Here is a 19,429-nt window from a genome sequence, read left to right as displayed (position 1 = left end):
GCTTCGTTGCGACTGCGCCGCGCCGGCGCTTACGGCGTCGGGCCGGTTGCGATCGGCCGCGACGGATCGGCGCTCCATTCGCTCCACGAGCCTGGATACAGCGACGCGCCGTGCAGGCCCGCAACCTCCAGCGCAAGCGCGTTGTGGCATGCGGTGACACCGGAGCCGCATTGCAGGATCACTTGGTTCGGCTCGGTGCCCGCCAGCACGGTGGAAAACGCCTCGCGCAGTTCGTGGCCGGTCTTGAAGCGGCCGTCGGCGGTCAGGTTGTCCTTGAAGAAGCGGTTGCGCGCGCCCGGAATGTGGCCGCCCACGCGATCGATCGTTTCGTTTTCGCCACGGTAGCGATCGGGTGCGCGCGCATCGATCACGACGCGCGTGGGTGCGTTCACGTTGGCGAGCACGGCTGCCGCGTCGACCGTCGCTTCGAGCGGCGTGGCTGCGCGGAAATCGCCGGCGGCCGGATGCGGCACGTCGATTGCCAGCGGCTGGCCGGCTGCTTCCCAGGCCTGCAGGCCGCCGTCGAGCACGGCAACCGAATCGTGGCCGAGCCAGCGCAGCAGCCACCACAGGCGTGCCGCATAGGCGCCGCCTTGTGCGTCGTACGCGACGACCTGTTGACCCTGCTTGAGGCCGCGGCTCGCGAGCAGCGTGGCGAGCGCGTCGCGGGTCGGCAGCGGATGGCGGCCGTTGGTGCCCGTCTTGCGGCCCGACAGGTCGCGGTCGAGATGGAGGTACTGGGCGCCGGGGATATGGCCGGCCGCATACGCGGCTTCGCCGGCAGCGGGATCGACGAGATCGAAGCGGCAGTCGAACAGCGCGACGCTGCCGGGCGCCGCCGCCAGGCGTTCGGCGAGATTGGCGGCGGAGATGAGCGTGGTGTAGTGAGTGTGTGGCATGACGGCTCCCTGGAGTGCGAATGTCCTGACATTCCAAGTCTAAACAAAAAAAGACGGGCCGAAGCCCGTCTTTTCGTCTGCCGGATGCGGTGCGGCGTCAAAGCGCCGCACCGGCTGTCAGATGTCGCCGAGGTGGCGGCGCAGGAACTCGTGGAAGTGCTGCATGCCGTCTTCCATCGGGCTCTGGTACGGGCCGACCTGCGACTCGCCGCGTGCCATCAGTGCACGGCGGCCTGCGTCCATCCGCATGGCGATTTCGTCGTCCTCGACGGCCGTTTCCATATAGGCGGCGCGTTCCGCCTCGACGAATTCGCGTTCGAACAACGCGATTTCCTCGGGGTAATAGAACTCGACGATGTTGGTCGTCTTCTGCGGGCCTTGCGGGATCAGCCACGACACGACGAGCACGTGCGGATACCACTCGATCATCAGGCCCGGGTAGTAGACCATCCAGATCGCGCCGAACTCCGGCGGCACGCCGTTGCGGAACTTCAGCACCTGCTCGTGCCATTTCTGGTAAGTCGTGCTGCCCGGTTTCGCGAGCGCGTTGTGCACGCCGACCGTCTGCACGCTGTACCAGTCGCCGAATTCCCACTTGAGGTCGTCGCACGACACGAAGCTGCCGAGGCCCGGGTGGAACGGGACGACGTGGTAATCCTCGAGGTAGACCTCGATGAACGTCTTCCAGTTGTAATTGCACTCGTGGACTTCGACGTGATCGAAGTGGTACTCGGAGAAGTCGAAGTGATGCTTCGTGCCGAGGTTGGCGAGGTCGCGCGCGACATTGCGGCCCTCGGCCTCGAACAGCAGCCCCTGCCAGTTCTGCAGCGGGCTCTTGCCGAGGTTCAGGCACGGCTTGTCGGGGAAGTGCGGCGCGCCCAGCAACTCGCCTTCCAGATCGTACGTCCAGCGGTGCAGCGGGCACACGATGTTCTGCGTGTGGCCGCGCCCGTTGAGCATGATCGCCTGCCGGTGGCGGCAGACGTTCGACAGCAGTTCGATCTGGTTCGCCTGGTTGCGAACCAGCACGCGGCCTTCCTTCTCGGACGGCAGCGCAAAATAATCCCCCGCCTCCGGCACCATCAACTCGTGCCCGACGTAACGAGGTCCTTTCTTGAAGAGGGTTTCGATCTCGCGCTCGAGTAGCGCCTCATCGAAGTATGCAGTGACTGGAAGCTGGCTGTGAGCCGACTTCAACTGAAGCGCATCGCTCAGATTGGACATTCCCACTCCCGGTGTTAGCGTGAAAGCAGTGAACAACCCAACCATCGAAAAATCGATTTAGGGAAACGGGGAATTATACCCGGTTCGCCTCGTAAGGCTAGGATTAAGTGCCTGATTTGTGTCAATTTTTTGTCGGGCGACAATCGGAAGGTGCACACTGTGTGTCGAAGATGGGGCCGGAATATGTACCCGGGTGCCCAAGTCGGCAGATCGGAGAATTCTCTTTTGCCGTAGAATGTCCGACTTGTTTTGAAATTTGACACCCTCGTCCATGGCGAAAACCGCATCCCCAGGCGCCACGCCGCCCGGCAATGGCACCGAACCGTTGCCGGACAATTACGAGATGGCGCTCGCGGAACTCGAGACGCTGGTTGCCCGGATGGAAGGCGGCGCGTTGAGCCTCGAGGATTCACTGACGGCGTATCGCCGCGGTGCGACCCTCGTTGCGTTTTGCCAACAGCAGCTCGAGAAAGTGGAGCAACAGGTTCGCGTGCTCGACGGCGCGACGCTGAAGCCGCTTTCGTCCGGAACGGCCGCCACGGACGGCGAAGACGACGATCTATGACATTCGAACAATGGATGCGGTCCGTGCTTGACCGTGTCGAGGACGCACTCGGCCACTATTTGCCCGCTGAAACCGCGGTGCCGGAAAAACTCCACGAGGCGATGCGTTATGCGGTCCTCGGCGGTGGCAAACGCGTTCGCCCGCTGCTGTGCCATGCAGCAGGCGAACTGACCGGCGCGACGGAAGCGGCGCGCAATGCGGCGGCAGCAGCACTGGAGATGATCCACGTCTACTCGCTCGTGCACGACGACATGCCGTGCATGGACGACGACGCGCTGCGTCGCGGCAAGCCGACCGTGCACGTGCAGTACGACGAGCCGACGGCACTGCTCGTCGGCGACGCGCTGCAGTCGCAGGCGTTCATTGCGCTGACCGATGCCGCCGCGCTGTCGCCGGTGCAGCAGGCCGCGCTCGTGCGCGAACTGGCGCTGGCAAGCGGCTCGATCGGCATGGCCGGCGGGCAGGCGATCGACCTGGCGAGCGTCGGCCTCAAGCTGACGCGCGAGCAGCTCGAGACGATGCACCGGATGAAGACGGGCGCACTGCTGCGCGCGGCCGTGCGGATGGGCGCGCTGGCCGGCGAAACGCCGTCCGCGGAAACGATGGCTGCGCTCGATGTGTACGCGGGGGCCGTCGGCCTGGCCTTCCAGGTCGTCGACGATATTCTCGACGTCACGACCGATTCGGCGACGCTCGGCAAGACGGCCGGCAAGGACGCGGCGAACGACAAGCCGACCTATGTATCGATCCTCGGCCTCGAGGCGTCGCGCGAGCTCGCAGCGCAACTGCGCGCCGAAGCGCACGACGCGCTGAAACCGTTCGGCGCACGCGCACAGCGTCTCGCCGAACTTGCCGACCTGGTAGTGAACCGGGTCAGCTGACGCGAAAGCCCGCCGCCGCGCACATGCTACGGTGCGTGCAACAGAATGCGGGCGCGTTTGATTTCCTACAATGGAACGACGATGTACGACTTGCTGAAAACCATCGACGACCCGGCGGATTTGCGCCGCCTCGATCGTCGCCAACTCCAACCGCTCGCGGATGAACTGCGCGCGTTCGTGCTCGACAGCGTGTCGAAGACGGGCGGCCATTTGTCGTCCAACCTCGGGACGGTCGAGCTGACGATCGCGTTGCACTACGTGTTCAACACGCCGAACGATCGCATCGTCTGGGACGTGGGCCACCAGACCTACCCGCACAAGATCCTGACGGGCCGCCGCGACCAGATGCATTCGCTGCGCCAGCAGGACGGCATTTCGGGCTTCCCGCGTCGCAGCGAATCCGAATACGACACGTTCGGCACCGCACACTCGAGCACGTCGATCTCGGCCGCGCTCGGCATGGCGATCGGCAGCCAGCTGAATGGCGACGATCGCTTCTCGATCGCCGTGATCGGCGACGGCGCGATGACGGCCGGCATGGCGTTCGAGGCGATGAACAACGCGGGCGTGTCGGAAGATGCGAAAGTGCTCGTGATCCTGAACGACAACGACATGTCGATCTCGCCGCCGGTCGGCGCGCTGAATCGCCATCTCGCCCGCCTGATGTCGGGCCGCTTCTATGCGGCTGCGCGCGCGGGCGTCGAGCGCGTGCTGAGCGTTGCGCCGCCGGTGCTCGAACTCGCGCGCAAGCTCGAGGAGCACGCGAAGGGCATGGTCGTTCCGGCCACGCTGTTCGAAGAGTTCGGCTTCAACTACATCGGCCCGATCGACGGTCACGATCTCGATTCGCTGATCCCGACGCTGCAGAACATCCGCGAACTGCGCGGTCCGCAGTTCCTGCACGTGGTGACGAAGAAAGGCCAGGGCTACAAGCTCGCCGAAGCCGATCCCGTGCTCTACCACGGCCCCGGCAAGTTCAACCCGGCCGAAGGCATCAAGCCGTCGACCACGCCCGCGAAGAAGACGTACACGCAGGTGTTCGGCGAGTGGCTGTGCGACGAAGCCGAGCGCGATTCACGCGTGGTCGGCATCACGCCCGCGATGCGCGAAGGCTCGGGCATGGTCGAGTTCGAGAAGCGCTTCAAGGATCGTTACTACGACGTCGGCATTGCCGAGCAGCACGCGGTGACGTTCGCGGGCGGCATGGCAACCGAAGGCCTCAAGCCGGTCGTCGCGATCTACTCGACGTTCCTGCAGCGTGCTTACGACCAGCTGATCCACGACGTCGCGCTGCAGAACCTGTCGGTCGTGTTCGCGATCGACCGCGCGGGCCTCGTCGGCGCGGACGGCGCGACGCACGCGGGCGCGTACGATCTCGCGTTCATGCGCTGCATCCCGAACATGACGATCATGGCTGCGTCCGACGAGAACGAATGCCGCCAGATGCTGCACACGGCGCTGCAGCAGCCGAACCCGACCGCGGTGCGCTATCCGCGTGGCGCGGGCACGGGCGTGGCGACGGTGAAGGAATTCACCGAGATCCCGCTCGGCAAGGGTGAAGTCCGTCGCCGCACGTCGCAGCCGGAAGGCAAGCGCGTCGCGATCCTCGCGTTCGGCACGATGGTCGCACCGTCGCTCGCCGCAGCCGAGGAACTCGATGCAACCGTCGCGAACATGCGCTTCGTGAAGCCGGTCGACGCGGCGCTCGTGCGTGAACTCGCCGAGACGCACGACTACCTCGTCATGATCGAGGAAGGTTGCGTGATGGGCGGCGCGGGCTCGGCCTGCGTGGAAGCCCTGATGGAGAGTGGGGTTATCCGACCCGTACTACAATTGGGCCTCCCTGACCTGTTCATCGATCACGGCGACCCCGCGAAGCTGCTGTCGCAATGCGGCCTCGACGGCGCGGGTATCGCGAAATCGATTCGCGAACGCTTTCTGAATCCGGCGGCCGACGTCGCCGGTCAGGCGAAGCGCGTCGCATAAGCTGGCACCGCCTGTGGGCGGTGTCGGTGCGACTGGCGCAACCGGTCTTCATTGATGCGGAAAACATGGGCCTGCGGGCCCATGTTGCTTTTCCGGCTGCCGCATGACGCGGCGTGCGCGTCGTCGAACGCGCGGCTTACAAGGATTGAACAAGATGAACCAGATGAATCCCGCCTTCGTGATGCCCGACGTGCAGAGCACGGTGGATACCCGCCAGATTCCGATTCAGCGCGTGGGCGTGAAGGCGGTCCGGCATCCGTTGACGGTGTGTACCGAAAGTGGCGACGTGCAGCCGACCGTCGGTGTCTGGAACCTCGATGTCCGCCTGCCGGCCGACCAGAAGGGCACGCACATGTCGCGCTTCGTCGCGCTGCTCGAAGAGAATCGTGCGCCGCTGACGGTCGAGCGTTTTCGCGCGATGCTCGCGTCGATGCTCGAGAAGCTGGAAGCCGAGGCTGGCCGCATCGAAGTCACGTTCCCGTACTTCGTGAACAAGACGGCGCCGGTGTCGGGTGTGCAGAGCCTGCTCGACTATGAAGTGACGCTCGCGGGCGAAAGCCGCAACGGCGACACGCGCCTGTTCCTGAAGGTGCTCGTGCCCGTGACGAGCCTGTGCCCGTGCTCGAAGAAGATTTCGCAGTACGGCGCGCACAACCAGCGCTCGCACGTGACGATCGACGCGGAGCTCGCGGCCGACCTGCCGGTCGAGGCGCTGATCCGCATCGCGGAAGAAGAGGCGTCGTGCGAGCTGTGGGGCCTGCTGAAGCGTCCGGACGAGAAGTTCGTCACCGAACGTGCGTACGAGAACCCGAAGTTCGTCGAGGATCTCGTGCGCGACGTCGCGCAGCGTCTCGACGCGGACGAACGCGTGGTCGCGTACGTGCTCGAAGCCGAGAACTTCGAGTCGATCCACAATCACAGCGCGTATGCGCTGATCGAACGCGACAAACGGCAGGCTGCATAACGCCGCGGCGTTTTGTCGCGCCGATGAAAAAAGGCCGCTCGTATGAGCGACCTTTTTGTTTGATGGTGCGACGTTGCGTCGCACCGCGCGGCTCAGCGTGTGAGCGACGCGAGATCCCAGCGCGGCTTCACCGTGAATGCGTAGTCGGCATTCGCCTGCTCGGGCCAGCGGCCGAGCCGCAACGCGCCCGCGAGCGCGATCATCGCGCCGTTGTCGGTGCAGAGCGCGAGATCGGGGTAGTGCACGTCGAAGCCGCGCTTGGTCGCAGCGGCCGACAGCGCGGCGCGCAACTGGCGGTTCGCGCCGACACCGCCCGCGACCACGAGGCGCTTGAGCTTCGTCTTCTTCAGCGCGGCGAGCGACTTGGCGACGAGCACGTCGACGGCCGCATCGACGAAGCCGCGCGCGAGGTCGGCCTTCGCGCGTTCGAGCGCTTCACCTTCTAGCTTCGCCGCTTCGAACTTCTTCATCTGCGTGAGCACGGCCGTCTTCAGGCCGCTGAAGCTGAAGTCGAGATCGCCCGAATGCAGCATCGGACGCGGCAGCACGACCGCACCCGGCGTGCCGGTTTCTGCGAGCTTCGATACTTCCGGGCCGCCCGGGTAGCCGAGGCCGATCAGCTTGGCCGTCTTGTCGAACGCTTCGCCGGCCGCGTCGTCGAGCGTTTCGCCGAGCGTTTCGTACACGCCGACGTCGGTCACGCGCATCAGTTGCGTGTGGCCGCCGGACACCAGCAGCGCGACGAACGGGAACGGCGGCGGCTCGTCGACGAGCAGCGGCGACAGCAGGTGGCCTTCGAGGTGGTGGATGCCGACGGTCGGCTTGTTCCAGGCGAGCGCGAGCGCATTGGCGATGCTCGCGCCGACCAGCAGCGCGCCGGCGAGGCCGGGGCCCTGGGTGAACGCGATCGCGTCGATGTCGTCGCGGCGCGTGCCGCTTTGCGCCATCACTTCCTCGAGCAGCGGCAGCGCGCGGCGGATGTGGTCGCGCGACGCGAGCTCGGGCACGACGCCGCCGTATTCGCGGTGCATCGCGATCTGCGAGTGGAGCGCGTGCGCGAGCAGGCCGCGCTGCGTGTCGTAGAGCGCGAGGCCGGTTTCGTCACAGGAGCTTTCGATGCCGAGAACGAGCATGGTGAGGGCGGGGCGCGCCGCCAAAAGGGCGTGCCGGAATGTCAACGATAACCGGAAATTATAGCAGGCAGGTAGCAGCGACCGCTGGGGGGCGGGCGGGCGGTACTGCGTCCGATGCCGGGCGGGTACAACGCTTCTGGAACCTTTCTGACCAGTCAGGGCTTCGTACATTGTGACTGGGGCTGGTCATATCGTTGCCCCTTGAGAGCGGCGACACTCTGGATCGGCGCGTCGACGACCTGCTGGTCGCGATCGCGTCGAGCGCCGGACAATACCGTTGCACATCCGAGTGCGATGCATCGGCGGTATGGCGGGCGAGCGCTGGCGCTGGTAGCCCCGGTCACGATCGCCTCGATCATGGGTGACAAACTGGATGGCTGCGTGGCTGCAGCATGAATTCTGCCGACTGGTGTCGCGCATGGCTCGTCCGCCGCCCGTGTCCGCTGCGGTGTGCCAAGCACTGCGCCGCGTGACTGGAGCCTGCTAAACCATCGCACTACTGGATCCGTCTATGGATGAGCTCCGCCGAATCGACCTCAACCTGCTACTGACCTTGCATGCCCTGCTGACGGAGCGTCACGTGACGCGGGCCGCAGTGCGCCTGCACAAAAGTCAGCCCGCCGTCAGCCATTCCCTCGCTCAGTTGCGCGAACGGTTCAACGATCAGCTCTTGATCCGACGGGATGGCTACATGGCGTTGACGGCCAGGGCACAAGCCCTGATTCGGCCCCTGGAAGCGGCGCTACTCAGCTTGAACGGTCTTCTCGGTGAGGCCGATTTTGTGCCCGCGACAGCCCGCGCCAGGCTGCGCTTGTCGCTGTCCGACTACGCAGCCAAAACCATCTTCCCCTCGGTTGTTCGCCGTGTGAGAACGGAAGCGCCTGGCATCGAGCTGGCGATCAGCCAGGCGAGCCGCGAAGCGATGCATGCGCAGTTGTCCGATGGCGAGTTGGACCTCGCATTGGGAATTTTTCCGAATCCGCCAGAGGAAATTCTTGTGGAGGACCTGTTCCCGGACCACTTCGTATGTGTGGCCGATGCATCCGCGTTGCCGGCCGATGGCCAGTTGTCGTTCGAGGATTGGCTCGCACGACCGCACGTGATGCTCGCGCTGCGGCCCGATGCCAATGATGAGATCGAGAAGACGCTCAGCGCGAAGGGGCTGCGCAGGCACATTGCTTTGGCGCTCCCGCACTGGACTGCCGCTGTTCAGATGCTCGAAGGAACCGATTTGATCCTCACGATCGCAAAACGGGCTTTGATCGGGATCGAGCAATATCCAGCACTGCGTTGCTTTGACCCGCCGCTGGTCCTCCCCGAGATTGCCTATCAGCAGGCATGGCATGTCAGAAAGGACCAGGGTCCGGCATTGAGATGGCTACGAAGATGTTTCGTTGAAGCAGGGCAGATGATGAACACCGGCGGCCCTTCAGTGGCTCAGTGATTGCGCCAAATTGCTCGGCCCCTTGAGTTCAACCCGATTTCCGTCCGGGTCGAAGCAGTAGATGGACGGGCCCTCACCCTCTGCACCGTACCGGATGACAGCCTCTTCTGCCGGGACGCCGGCCGAGTGCAGAAAACTCAAAATGTCGGCCTCGTTGAACGGAGCAATGCGCAAACAGAAGTGATCCACGTTCCGATGTGCAGGGTCGGCCGGACCGCCGGCTTGCAGGCCCAGTGGGCCATGAACATCGACCAGATCGATCATTGAGGTGCCGGCGCCAAGATGAATCATGCCGAGATCGTCGCGGCGTTTCCTGATTTGGCACCCGAGCACTTCCGTATAAAAGTGCACGCTACGCTTCATGTCCTGGACCCTCAGTACCACGTGGTCCAGGTGCTTGATTTCAAATGGCGTCATCGTTTCATCTCGTTGAGGGCTTGGGCATTCACATTGCCCAAGCCCGGCTGCGAATGGCAGATCAATTGGTTGGAAGATTATTGAACCTTGTCGAGAACGGCCGGCATGTCGCGACTGAAGTCGACCCACGGATTCGTTCCCAGAAGGTTCGCGTGCGGGACATCAGCCTGGTATCGCATGGTGAATGCTTTCGGGCCATGACCGTAGGCCACGATCAGGCCTTGCCTGGCATCCATGATGCCGGCGTGCATGCCAAGCCCGTGATAGCTGACTCGCACGGCTTTTTCGCCCAGGTTCACTTTCTCGACTTGAAAGCGAGCAATCGAGCCATCCTTTAACGTGAACGCCCAGCGGAACGGACCGCCCGAGACGACCGTCATCACCTCGTCGATGTCAGTCCCGTCGTCCGCCGAGTTGACGTGCATGCGCCCATACTTTTCCAGAACCGCTTTGTGCGTCGCGTTATCGAGCGCCTTCATGTCGTACACCTTGGGGTAGGGGCCCGTGCCTGTTTCTTCGGTCATGACACCCCCTCCGGCGACAGCCGGCGTACGAGAGGCAAGCCTGACTTGCTCGAGCAGTTCCGGCGTAGTCAGCTTGAACTCGTGAATCAAATCTTGTTTTTCTCGTTCGCTGAGTGCGCGCTCATACGATGCGGCGAGAATCGAATGAGCAGACTTCGGAGCATCGATCGTCATGACATGCACACCGATGTCTTTCAGTGCGACATTGACCTTCTCAACACCGACAATATCGGGTCGCCCATCACTGAATTTGAGAGAGACCACATCGCTTGCCATTGCATTCGCGGAGGCGCCGATCGAGGCGGCAACCGCAGCAGAGGCCAATAGAATGTCTTTGGTTTTCGGCTTCATATTCGGAATCCTTTGCGATTAATAACAACGTCTGTTGTTGTGATAGAGCATCGCATTGCATTCGAATTTCTGGAAATCGATTATCCGTACAAGCCTCATTCGCGTAGCGAATGATGTGTCTCCGATGACGAGGATCGGCCGCATTCAGGTTCTCTGGTCGACCAGCGGCGATGAAGTTTGTCGACTCGCGATTGTGTGCAGGAACACCTGCGATTCGAGGCTGCGTCACCATGCCGGCGTTGAGTTCTCCGTCGCCGCATGTATCATTCGCCTCTCCTCAGGGTGCTCATTCGCCGCGTTTCTCACGGCGCTTGATATGCCTGAATGGTTTTCCTGACCCTTGCAAAGTTCCTGAACAAACCGCGCCATGGAAACTTATGACATCGCCGTGATCGGCGCGGGCGCCGCCGGGATGATGAGCGCCGCGGTTGCCGGGCAGCTCGGCCGCCGCGTCGTGCTGATCGATCACGCGCCGCGGCTCGCCGAGAAGATCCGCATCTCGGGCGGCGGCCGCTGCAACTTCACGAACCTGTACGCCGGACCCGACAACTACCTTTCGTCGAATCCGCATTTCGCGCGCTCGGCGCTGGCGCGCTATACGCCGCGCGACTTCCTTGCGCTGCTCAAGCGCCATCACGTGAGCTGGCACGAAAAGCACAAGGGCCAGCTCTTTTGCGACCACGGCAGCGACACGATCATCGACGTGCTGAAGCACGAGTGCGATGCGGGCGGCGTCGCGTGGCGCCGGCCCGTCGTCGTCGACGCGGTGCGCCACGCGCCGGCCGACGGTTTCATGCTCGACACGCAGCAGGCGGGGACGATCGGTGCGCGCGCACTGGTCATCGCGACCGGCGGCCTGTCGATCCCGAAGATCGGCGCGACCGACTTCGGCTACCGGCTCGCCAAGCAGTTCGGCCACAAGCTCATCGACACGCGACCCGCGCTCGTGCCGTTGACGTTCGCGCAGCAGGACTGGGAGCCGTTCGCGGCATTGTCCGGCGTATCGCTCGAGGTGCGCGTATCGACCGGCGACAAGAAGCGCGGCGGCGAATTCGTCGAGGACCTGCTGCTGACCCATCGCGGCCTGTCCGGGCCCGGAATTCTGCAGATCTCGAGCTACTGGCAGCCCGGCGACCCGATTCGCGTCGACCTGTTGCCGCAGCGCGACGCGGTGTCCGACCTGCTCGACGCGAAGCGCACGTCGAAGCGCCAGATCGGTTCGCTGCTCGCGGACTGGGTGCCGTCGCGCCTCGCGCATGCGTGGCTCGACACGCATCGCGTCGCGGCCGACGCGCGGCTCGCGGATCTGCCCGACAAGACGCTGCGCCAGGTCGGCGATGCGCTGTCCGGCTGGACGCTGACGCCGAACGGTACCGAGGGCTACAAGAAGGCCGAAGTGACGAAGGGTGGGGTCGATACACGCGACCTGTCGTCGGCGACGATGATGAGCACGCGCGTGCCGGGGCTGTTCTTCGTCGGCGAGGCGGTGGACGTGACGGGCTGGCTTGGCGGCTACAACTTCCAGTGGGCGTGGGCGTCCGGCACGGCGGCCGGGCAGGCCGCGGCGGAGTATGCGCGCGGCGCCTGACGGGGCCGGGCCGGCGCCGTTTTGACGGGACCAGTCCCCGTGCCTTTAGGCAATCGCTCTGCTATACTCGGTAGTCTTTCCCTGCAATCCTTTATTCGTGTCGGATCATGACGATCATTCGCGTTAAAGAGAACGAGCCGTTCGAAGTTGCAATGCGTCGCTTCAAGCGCACGATCGAGAAGAACGGTCTGTTGACCGAGCTTCGTGCGCGAGAGTTTTTCGAGAAGCCGACCGCGGAGCGCAAGCGAAAGAAGGCTGCTGCGGTGAAGCGTCACTACAAGCGTATCCGCAGCCAAACGCTGCCGAAGAAGCTGTACTGAACGATTGGGCGCCGTGCGGTTCGCTGAGCGGCGCACCGGCGACTCCGGGCGATCGCGGAAGATCGAGCATGATCGTGCGACCGATCAGGCGAGCCGCCGATGCCGGATTCGAGCAACCCGCTTGAGACATTGTCCCAAGCGGGTTTTTGTGTTGACGCCCTTTTGGCGGGCGTCGGATTCACATTTCCATCCCGGGTGAAAGATGAGTTTGAAAGAGCAGATCAGCGAAGACATGAAGGCCGCGATGCGCGCGAAGGAAAGCGAGCGCCTGGCAACGATTCGCCTGCTGATGGCCGCGATCAAGCAGCGCGAAGTCGACGACCAGATCACCCTCGACGACGCGGGCATCACCGCCGTGATCGACAAGATGATCAAGCAGCGCAAGGATTCGATCAGCCAGTTCCAGGCAGCCGGCCGTGACGACCTCGTCGCGAAGGAGCAGGCCGAACTGGTCGTGCTGGGCGGCTACATGCCCGAGCAGTTGTCGGATGCCGAGGTGGCCGCCGAAGTCCAGGCCGCGGTTGCGCAGACGGGTGCCGCCGGCCCGCAGGACATGGGCAAGGTGATGGGCGTGCTGAAGGGCAAGCTCGCCGGCCGTGCCGACATGACGGCCATTTCCGCGCTGGTCAAGGCCGCGCTCTCGAAGTAACACCTGTTTCCCCGGTGTGCGCAGTGCGTGCGCCGGGGTGTCGTATTGTCTTTTTTCGCTCGATCCCACGGTGATTCCGCATTCGTTCCTGCAGGATTTGCTGAACCGCGTCGATATCGTCGACGTGGTGGGCAAGTACGTGCAGCTCAAGAAGGGCGGTGCCAACTTCATGGGGCTGTGCCCGTTCCATAACGAGAAGAGCCCGTCGTTTACCGTCAGCCCGACCAAGCAGTTCTATCACTGCTTCGGTTGCGGCGCGCACGGCACGGCGATCGGCTTCCTGATGGAGCACGCGGGGCTCACGTTCCCGGAGGCCGTGCAGGACCTCGCGCAGTCCGTCGGGCTGACCGTGCCGCACGAGCCGTCGATGCGTGGCGGCGGGGGCGGAGGTGGTGGCGGTGATTATCCGGCGCCGGTGTCGAAATCGGTCGCGACCGCGCTGTCCGATGCGATGACCGCCGCGTGCGACTACTACCGCAAGCAGTTGCGCGGTGCGACCGTCGCGATCCAGTACCTGAAGAACCGGGGCCTGACCGGCGAGATCGCCGCGCGCTTCGGGCTGGGTTATGCGCCGGACGGGTGGCAGAACCTCGAAGCCGCGTTCCCGGACTATCGCGACGAGTCGCTCGTCGAGTCGGGTCTCGTGATCGTCAGCGAGAAGACCGATGCCCAGGGCGTCGCGCGCCGCTACGACCGGTTCCGCGAGCGGATCATGTTCCCTATCCGCAACGTGAAGGGGCAGGTGATCGGCTTCGGCGGGCGCGTGCTCGGCAGCGGCGAACCGAAGTACCTGAACTCGCCTGAAACCCCGCTGTTCAACAAGGGCAGCGAGCTGTACGGCCTGTTCGAGGCGCGGCTCGCGATTCGCGAGCGCAAGTACGTGCTGGTCGTCGAAGGCTACATGGACGTCGTCGCGCTCGCGCAGCTCGGGTTCCCGAACGCGGTCGCGACGCTCGGCACCGCATGCACGCCGATTCACGTGCAGAAGCTGCTGCGCCAGACCGATACGGTCATTTTCAGTTTCGACGGCGATTCGGCCGGGCGACGGGCGGCCCGGCGCGCGCTCGAGGCCTGCCTGCCGCATGCGGGCGATAACCGCACGATCCGGTTCCTTTTTCTGCCGGCCGAGCACGATCCGGACAGCTATGTGCGCGAGTTCGGCGAGGAGGCGTTCTCCGAGCAGGTCGAGCGCGCAATGCCGCTGTCACAATTTCTGCTGAACGAAGCAATTTCCGGTAAGGCGCTCGATCAGCCGGAAGGCCGCGCGAAGGCGCTGTTCGACGCGAAGCCGTTGTTGCAGGCACTGCCCGCGAACGCGTTGCGCGCACAGATCATGCACATGTTCGCCGATCGCCTCGACATCCCGTTCGAAGAAGTCGCGGGGCTGTCCGACGTCGATACGCGGATCGCGGCACCGCCGCGCCAGGCGCCCGCGCGCAGCGAGCGGCGCCGCGTGACGGACAGCGAAAAGCGCGCGCTGCGCACGCTGGTGATGCATCCGCGCATCGCGTCGCAGCTCGACGACGAGCAGCTTGCGACCCTGCGCACGTTGCCGCGTATCGGCGAACTGTTCGCGGAAGTCGTCGATCATGCGCGCGCACTGGGCGATGGCGCGGAGTTCCGGCTGCTGTCGGATGTCCTGCGGACGTCCTCGAATGGAGCGACTTACGAGGAAATCTTCCGCGAAATTCTGGACTATGATGAAAACGTCCGCGACTTGCTGTTACAGAATCCGGAAGACGAGACGGTGCCCGAGCGGCAGCGTGAACAGGAACGGATCGCGGGGGAGGAACTGCAGGCGGCGGTGCTCAAGATGCGTTACGACGCCTGCTGCGACCGGCTTGACAGGCTGGCGCGGCAATCCACCTTCACACCCGAGGAATTGGCCGAATTGACGGAATTGAACCAGCAGCGAACCGACATGAAGCGTCGGCTCGGGCTGTAGGCGGCCGGGGAGCTTAGAGAGGGTTCCCCAGCGTGCTATAATATAAGGTTTCCAGCGGTTTGTTTTCTAAGCAGAGGCGAGAATCGCGATGGCAAAGACGACAGGCGGAAAGAAAGCAGCAGGCAAGGGCTCGACGGAGCCGACCAAAAAGGTCACAGCGGCCAAGTCTGCTTCTTCCACCAGGACAACGTCTTCAGCCACGTCAGCCCCTGCAGGAAAGAAAACCGCGGCCGGCACTGCTCAGGCTGCGCCGGCGTCGGCAGCCAGAACACGGGCTGCCGCCAGACCCGACTCCGGGCCGGCCAAGCCGGCGGCGAAGCGGGCAAGTGCGAAAAGCGCAAGGGACACGACTGCCGCCGCGGACGAAACGGCAGTACGTACTACTCATGCACCCACGGTTCAACCGGCTGTCGTCCAGCAGCCGCGAGTCGATATAGCCGGTACGGCGAACTCCATGACCAAAAAGCTGAACGAAGTATCCGTCGAAGACGACGCAAATCAGAGCGACGAGCAGCCCGCAGCAGCAGCGGCGGCTGCACCGGGCAAATCCAAGGTGCGCGATCGTCGCGCCAAGGAAAAGGCGCTACTGAAGGAAGCGTTCGCGACGAGCACGCCGGGTACGGCCGAGGAGCTCGAGGAGCGCCGCGTGAAACTGCGCGCGCTGATCAAGCTCGGCAAGGAGCGCGGCTTCCTCACGTACGCCGAAATCAACGACCACCTGCCGGACAACTTCACCGAGACCGAAGCCCTCGAAGGCATCATCGGCACGTTCAACGACATGGGCGTGGCGGTCTACGAGCAGGCGCCGGACGCGGAAACGCTGCTCCTGAACGACAACGCTCCCGCCGCGTCGTCGGACGATGAAGTCGAAGAGGAAGCGGAAGTTGCGCTGTCCACCGTCGATTCGGAATTCGGCCGCACGACCGATCCGGTCCGGATGTACATGCGTGAAATGGGTACGGTCGAGCTGCTCACGCGCGAAGGCGAAATCGAGATCGCGAAGCGGATCGAGGACGGCCTGCGCCACATGGTGATGGCCATCTCCGCGTGCCCGACGACGATCGCCGACATTCTCGCGATGGCCGAACGCGTCGCGAACGAAGAGATCCGCGTCGACGAACTCGTCGACGGCCTGCTCGATCCGAATGCTTCGGACTCCGCCGATACCGACGGATTCTCCGCGAAGGAAGCGGAAGCCATCGAGAACGAGAACGAGGAAGCCGAAGAGGAAGAGGAAGAAGAGGAAGAGGAGGAGGATGACGGTGCCGCCCAGGCATCGGCCAACGCCGCCCAGCTCGAAGCCCTCAAGCGTGCGTCGCTCGACAAGTTCTCGCAGATCAGCGAGTGGTTCGACAAGATGCGCCGCGCGTTCGAAAAGGAAGGCTACAAGTCGAAGGCCTACCTGAAGGCGCAGGAAACGATCCAGACCGAACTGATGACGATCCGCTTCACCGCGCGTACCGTCGAGCGTCTGTGCGACACGCTGCGTGCGCAGGTGGACGAAGTGCGTCAGGTCGAACGTCAGATCCTGCACATCGTCGTCGACAAGTGCGGCATGCCGCGTTCGGAATTCATCGCGCGCTTCCCGGGCAGCGAAACCGACCTCGACTGGTCCGAGAAGATCATGGCCGAAGGCCATTCGTACAGCGCGGTGCTGTCGCGTAACGTTCCGGCAATCCGCGAACAGCAGCAGCGCCTGCTCGACCTGCAGGCGCGCGTCGTGCTGCCGCTGAAGGACCTGAAGGAAACCAACCGCCAGATGGCGGCCGGCGAACTGAAGGCACGCCAGGCGAAGCGCGAAATGACCGAGGCGAACCTGCGTCTCGTGATCTCGATCGCGAAGAAGTACACGAACCGCGGCCTGCAGTTCCTCGACCTGATCCAGGAAGGCAACATCGGCCTGATGAAGGCGGTGGACAAGTTCGAATACCGTCGTGGCTACAAGTTCTCGACCTATGCGACGTGGTGGATCCGCCAGGCCATCACGCGTTCGATCGCTGACCAGGCGCGCACGATCCGTATTCCGGTTCACATGATCGAGACGATCAACAAGATGAACCGCATCTCGCGGCAGATCCTGCAGGAAACCGGTCTCGAGCCGGATCCGGCAACGCTTGCCGAGAAGATGGAGATGCCGGAAGACAAGATCCGCAAGATCATGAAGATCGCGAAGGAGCCGATCTCGATGGAAACGCCGATCGGTGACGACGACGATTCCCATCTCGGCGACTTCATCGAGGACAACAACACGGTCGCGCCGGCGGATGCCGCGCTGCATGCGAGCATGCGCGACGTCGTGAAGGACGTGCTCGATTCGCTGACGCCGCGCGAGGCGAAGGTGCTGCGGATGCGCTTCGGTATCGAGATGAGCACCGATCACACGCTCGAGGAAGTCGGCAAGCAGTTCGACGTCACGCGCGAGCGGATCCGTCAGATCGAGGCCAAGGCGCTGCGCAAGCTGCGTCACCCGAGCCGTTCCGACAAGCTGAAGTCGTTCCTCGAAGGGAACTGATTTCCAGCGTCTCTCCTGCGAACGCCGCCGGTATCTGCGTGATGCCGGTGGCGTTTGTCTCCTTTGTTGTTACAATGCCGGCCCGGCTTCGTTGTCGGGGCGGCGTGTGACACGCTTTGCTTCTCATCAGGGCTTGTAGCTCAGCGGTTAGAGCAGTCGACTCATAATCGATTGGTCGCGGGTTCGAACCCCGCCGGGCCCACCAGATTTCATGCGCGCGATCGCGCATGCCGAAAACCCGCGATGGCTTCATGCGTCGCGGGTTTTTCTTTGCGTGGACGCGTGACGAGCGTCAGGATCAGGAAAGTACCGAGAAGGTGTCGCGCCACGGTCAATCGAAGTATGCTGTAGCGCGGCCGCTTCACACTCGACACGCGACGCGGGTTGCGGCCGAAGGAAAGCCAAACAGCCCCGCGATCCATCCGGCGGCGAGAATAAACAGACTTCGGCCGGGAGTGGGACGTCAATCATGACGATGCTGCGTTCGTGGGGTGCGATTCTTTCGTTGCTTGTGCTCGTCGCATGTGCGAGCCTGCCGCCGCAGGCCGATCGAGCGCCGACGCACGCGTACACCGATACGGACAACACGCGGCTGGGCGTCGCGTTCCAGCAGCAGGCCAGTGCGCATCCAGGGCAGGATGCGTTTCATCTGCTGACCGATCCGGTTGATGCGCTGGACGCGCGCGTGTTGCTTGCCGATCGCGCGGACCGGTCGATCGACCTTCAGTACTACATCTGGCATGACGACCTGACCGGGCACGAACTGGCCGACGCGATCATTCGCGCGGCCGATCGTGGCGTGCGCGTCCGTGCGCTGCTCGACGATCTCGGCACGAACGCGGACGACCGCAAGCTGCTCGAGATCAGTTCGCATCCGAACATCGAGATCCGGCTGTTCAATCCGGTCGCCACGCGACGCTTCAAGAAGATCGGCACGGTGTTCGAGTTCTCGCGCGTCAACCGGCGCATGCACAACAAGGCGATGATCGCGGACAACCAGGCGGCGATCGTCGGCGGCCGCAATATCGGCGACGAGTACTTCGGCGCATCGTCGATGCTGGAGTTCGGCGATCTCGATGTCGTCGTTCACGGCCCGGTCGTGAAGAACATCTCGACGGAATTCGACACATTCTGGAATTCGCCGTATGCGTATCCGATCAGTGCGCTGGTCGGGCACGATGCAGCGCCGGGCGGGCTGGATCGCGAGCGCGAACGGTTGCGCGACTACCTGAGGGCCATGGAGGACAATCCGTACGTGCTCGAGGCCAGGCAGCGGCTCGACCGGATCGTTCACGGGCAGGGTACGGAACTGTCGTGGGGCCACGCGACTGTGCTGTACGACGATCCGTCGAAGATCGCACACGCGCCGAAGGACAGCGACGGGCACCTGATGCCGCAGTTGCGGGCGCTCGCGTTGCAGCCCGAACATGACCTGCTGATCGTGTCGCCGTATTTCGTGCCGGGCAAGGAAGTCGTCGAGCGGCTGCGCGCGCTCACCGCGCGCGGCGTGCGCGTAACGGTGCTGACCAACTCGCTCGCGTCGACCGACGTGGCGGCCGTGCATGCGGGCTACCGGCACTACCGAAGCGATCTCGTGGCGGCCGGCGTGCGGCTTTACGAGCGGCGGCCATCGGGTGACAAGAGCATTTCGAAGCAGGTCATCATCGGGTCGTCACGTGCGTCGCTGCACGCGAAGACCTACGTGTTCGACCACAAGAGCATTTTCATCGGCTCGATGAATCTCGATCCGCGCTCGCTGAACCTCAATACGGAGATCGGCGTTTACTGCGAGAGTCCGGCGATTGCGTCGCAGGTCGCCAACGATCTGGAGGCGCGGCTCGATCGAATCGCGTGGCGCGTCGAGCTGAGGACCGATCCGGCGGGTAAAGGGCAGCTCAAGTGGATTCAGACCGATTCGGACGGGAAGGTCACCGAGCTCGATCACGAGCCGGAAGTGTCGGCCCCGCGGCGGATGGAAGTCTGGTTTCTCGGGCTGTTTCCGCTCGAGTCGCAGCTGTGAGCGACGA

16 protein-coding genes and 1 tRNA gene are annotated in these 19,429 nt (G+C 63.8%); 12 read left to right on the top strand and 5 right to left on the bottom strand.

The genetic code is table 11. The annotated features are described in order from the left end of the window. Positions 1–29: 29 nt before the first annotated feature. Positions 30–899 (bottom strand): sulfurtransferase, encoded by an 870-nt coding sequence (locus BCO18175_RS00660; protein WP_174978937.1) that lies wholly within the window; start codon positions 897–899, stop codon positions 30–32. Positions 900–1,016: 117 nt separating this feature from the next. Continuing rightward, entirely contained in the window at positions 1,017–2,123 is a 1,107-nt protein-coding gene (locus BCO18175_RS00655) for an aromatic ring-hydroxylating oxygenase subunit alpha (protein ID WP_174978936.1), read from the bottom strand. A gap of 271 nt (positions 2,124–2,394) precedes the next feature. Between BCO18175_RS00655 and BCO18175_RS00650 the strand changes: the two genes are divergently transcribed. The 4 genes from BCO18175_RS00650 (at position 2,395) to folE2 (ending at position 6,519) form a co-directional block, all read left to right on the top strand. Continuing rightward, positions 2,395–2,688: an exodeoxyribonuclease VII small subunit gene (locus BCO18175_RS00650; RefSeq protein WP_011355806.1), complete on the top strand. Its 294-nt coding sequence runs from the start codon at positions 2,395–2,397 to the stop codon at positions 2,686–2,688. Further along, on the top strand, positions 2,685–3,569 hold the full coding sequence (locus BCO18175_RS00645; RefSeq protein WP_174978935.1) for a polyprenyl synthetase family protein: 885 nt from the start codon (positions 2,685–2,687) through the stop codon (positions 3,567–3,569). The genes BCO18175_RS00650 and BCO18175_RS00645 overlap by 4 nt, the downstream gene beginning before the upstream one ends. A gap of 81 nt (positions 3,570–3,650) precedes the next feature. Further along, positions 3,651–5,555 carry a 1-deoxy-D-xylulose-5-phosphate synthase gene (gene dxs, locus BCO18175_RS00640; protein ID WP_174978934.1) on the top strand — a complete coding sequence of 635 codons (1,905 nt, stop codon included), beginning with the start codon at positions 3,651–3,653 and terminating at the stop codon, positions 5,553–5,555. Positions 5,556–5,709: 154 nt separating this feature from the next. After that, positions 5,710–6,519 (top strand): GTP cyclohydrolase FolE2, encoded by an 810-nt coding sequence (gene folE2, locus BCO18175_RS00635; protein WP_006486446.1) that lies wholly within the window; start codon positions 5,710–5,712, stop codon positions 6,517–6,519. Between the two features lie 92 nt (positions 6,520–6,611). On the opposite strand, the gene tsaD is transcribed toward folE2, so the two are convergent. Then, positions 6,612–7,652, bottom strand: coding sequence for a tRNA (adenosine(37)-N6)-threonylcarbamoyltransferase complex transferase subunit TsaD (gene tsaD, locus BCO18175_RS00630; protein WP_174972945.1), 1,041 nt, complete (start codon positions 7,650–7,652; stop codon positions 6,612–6,614). A gap of 511 nt (positions 7,653–8,163) precedes the next feature. Here tsaD and BCO18175_RS00625 point away from each other — a divergent pair. Then, complete coding sequence (locus BCO18175_RS00625; RefSeq protein WP_174978933.1) at positions 8,164–9,096, top strand: LysR family transcriptional regulator; 933 nt, start codon at positions 8,164–8,166, stop codon at positions 9,094–9,096. Here the strand turns inward: BCO18175_RS00625 and BCO18175_RS00620 are convergent. Together BCO18175_RS00620 and BCO18175_RS00615 are read right to left on the bottom strand one after the other, a co-directional pair. Next, positions 9,082–9,513, bottom strand: coding sequence for a VOC family protein (locus tag BCO18175_RS00620; RefSeq protein ID WP_174978932.1), 432 nt, complete (start codon positions 9,511–9,513; stop codon positions 9,082–9,084). The two genes, BCO18175_RS00625 and BCO18175_RS00620, sit on opposite strands and share 15 nt — an antisense overlap. Before the next feature lie 77 nt (positions 9,514–9,590). Beyond that, positions 9,591–10,388, bottom strand: a complete 798-nt coding sequence (locus BCO18175_RS00615; RefSeq protein WP_174978931.1) for a hypothetical protein — start codon at positions 10,386–10,388, stop codon at positions 9,591–9,593. A gap of 367 nt (positions 10,389–10,755) precedes the next feature. Here BCO18175_RS00615 and BCO18175_RS00610 point away from each other — a divergent pair, with 367 nt between their 5' ends. From BCO18175_RS00610 to BCO18175_RS00580, 7 genes are all read left to right on the top strand, one after another. Then, the gene (locus BCO18175_RS00610; RefSeq protein ID WP_174978930.1) at positions 10,756–11,976 is read left to right on the top strand and encodes an NAD(P)/FAD-dependent oxidoreductase; all 1,221 of its coding nucleotides are present in this window, start codon (positions 10,756–10,758) and stop codon (positions 11,974–11,976) included. A 107-nt stretch (positions 11,977–12,083) separates the two neighbouring features. After that, positions 12,084–12,296 (top strand): 30S ribosomal protein S21, encoded by a 213-nt coding sequence (gene rpsU, locus BCO18175_RS00605; protein ID WP_006751743.1) that lies wholly within the window; start codon positions 12,084–12,086, stop codon positions 12,294–12,296. Positions 12,297–12,498: 202 nt separating this feature from the next. After that, entirely contained in the window at positions 12,499–12,945 is a 447-nt protein-coding gene (locus BCO18175_RS00600) for a GatB/YqeY domain-containing protein (RefSeq protein ID WP_174978929.1), read from the top strand. Positions 12,946–13,015: 70 nt separating this feature from the next. Next, entirely contained in the window at positions 13,016–14,890 is a 1,875-nt protein-coding gene (gene dnaG / locus BCO18175_RS00595; RefSeq protein ID WP_174978928.1) for a DNA primase, read from the top strand. 88 nt (positions 14,891–14,978) lie between these two features. Beyond that, complete coding sequence (gene rpoD, locus BCO18175_RS00590) at positions 14,979–17,402, top strand: RNA polymerase sigma factor RpoD (protein ID WP_174917465.1); 2,424 nt, start codon at positions 14,979–14,981, stop codon at positions 17,400–17,402. Positions 17,403–17,531: 129 nt separating this feature from the next. Beyond that, a tRNA-Ile gene (locus BCO18175_RS00585) sits at positions 17,532–17,607 on the top strand. A 264-nt stretch (positions 17,608–17,871) separates the two neighbouring features. After that, the gene (locus BCO18175_RS00580; protein WP_174978927.1) at positions 17,872–19,422 is read left to right on the top strand and encodes a phospholipase D family protein; all 1,551 of its coding nucleotides are present in this window, start codon (positions 17,872–17,874) and stop codon (positions 19,420–19,422) included. The last annotated feature ends 7 nt before the right edge of the window (positions 19,423–19,429 follow it).

This window comes from Burkholderia lata (assembly GCF_902499335.1).
Classification (GTDB): Bacteria; Pseudomonadota; Gammaproteobacteria; order Burkholderiales; family Burkholderiaceae; genus Burkholderia; species Burkholderia lata_B.
This window is presented reverse-complemented; position numbering and strand designations above follow the sequence as displayed.

What these genes read in the sequence shown, in the direction of transcription:
- BCO18175_RS00660 (WP_174978937.1), bottom strand. Translation starts at nt 899, where the DNA reads ATGCCACACACTCACTACACCACGCTCATCTCCGCCGCCAATCTCGCC.
- BCO18175_RS00655 (WP_174978936.1), bottom strand. Translation starts at nt 2,123, where the DNA reads ATGTCCAATCTGAGCGATGCGCTTCAGTTGAAGTCGGCTCACAGCCAG.
- BCO18175_RS00650 (WP_011355806.1), top strand. Translation starts at nt 2,395, where the DNA reads ATGGCGAAAACCGCATCCCCAGGCGCCACGCCGCCCGGCAATGGCACC.
- BCO18175_RS00645 (WP_174978935.1), top strand. Translation starts at nt 2,685, where the DNA reads ATGACATTCGAACAATGGATGCGGTCCGTGCTTGACCGTGTCGAGGAC.
- dxs (WP_174978934.1), top strand. Translation starts at nt 3,651, where the DNA reads ATGTACGACTTGCTGAAAACCATCGACGACCCGGCGGATTTGCGCCGC.
- folE2 (WP_006486446.1), top strand. Translation starts at nt 5,710, where the DNA reads ATGAACCAGATGAATCCCGCCTTCGTGATGCCCGACGTGCAGAGCACG.
- tsaD (WP_174972945.1), bottom strand. Translation starts at nt 7,652, where the DNA reads ATGCTCGTTCTCGGCATCGAAAGCTCCTGTGACGAAACCGGCCTCGCG.
- BCO18175_RS00625 (WP_174978933.1), top strand. Translation starts at nt 8,164, where the DNA reads ATGGATGAGCTCCGCCGAATCGACCTCAACCTGCTACTGACCTTGCAT.
- BCO18175_RS00620 (WP_174978932.1), bottom strand. Translation starts at nt 9,513, where the DNA reads ATGACGCCATTTGAAATCAAGCACCTGGACCACGTGGTACTGAGGGTC.
- BCO18175_RS00615 (WP_174978931.1), bottom strand. Translation starts at nt 10,388, where the DNA reads ATGAAGCCGAAAACCAAAGACATTCTATTGGCCTCTGCTGCGGTTGCC.
- BCO18175_RS00610 (WP_174978930.1), top strand. Translation starts at nt 10,756, where the DNA reads ATGGAAACTTATGACATCGCCGTGATCGGCGCGGGCGCCGCCGGGATG.
- rpsU (WP_006751743.1), top strand. Translation starts at nt 12,084, where the DNA reads ATGACGATCATTCGCGTTAAAGAGAACGAGCCGTTCGAAGTTGCAATG.
- BCO18175_RS00600 (WP_174978929.1), top strand. Translation starts at nt 12,499, where the DNA reads ATGAGTTTGAAAGAGCAGATCAGCGAAGACATGAAGGCCGCGATGCGC.
- rpoD (WP_174917465.1), top strand. Translation starts at nt 14,979, where the DNA reads ATGGCAAAGACGACAGGCGGAAAGAAAGCAGCAGGCAAGGGCTCGACG.
- BCO18175_RS00580 (WP_174978927.1), top strand. Translation starts at nt 17,872, where the DNA reads ATGACGATGCTGCGTTCGTGGGGTGCGATTCTTTCGTTGCTTGTGCTC.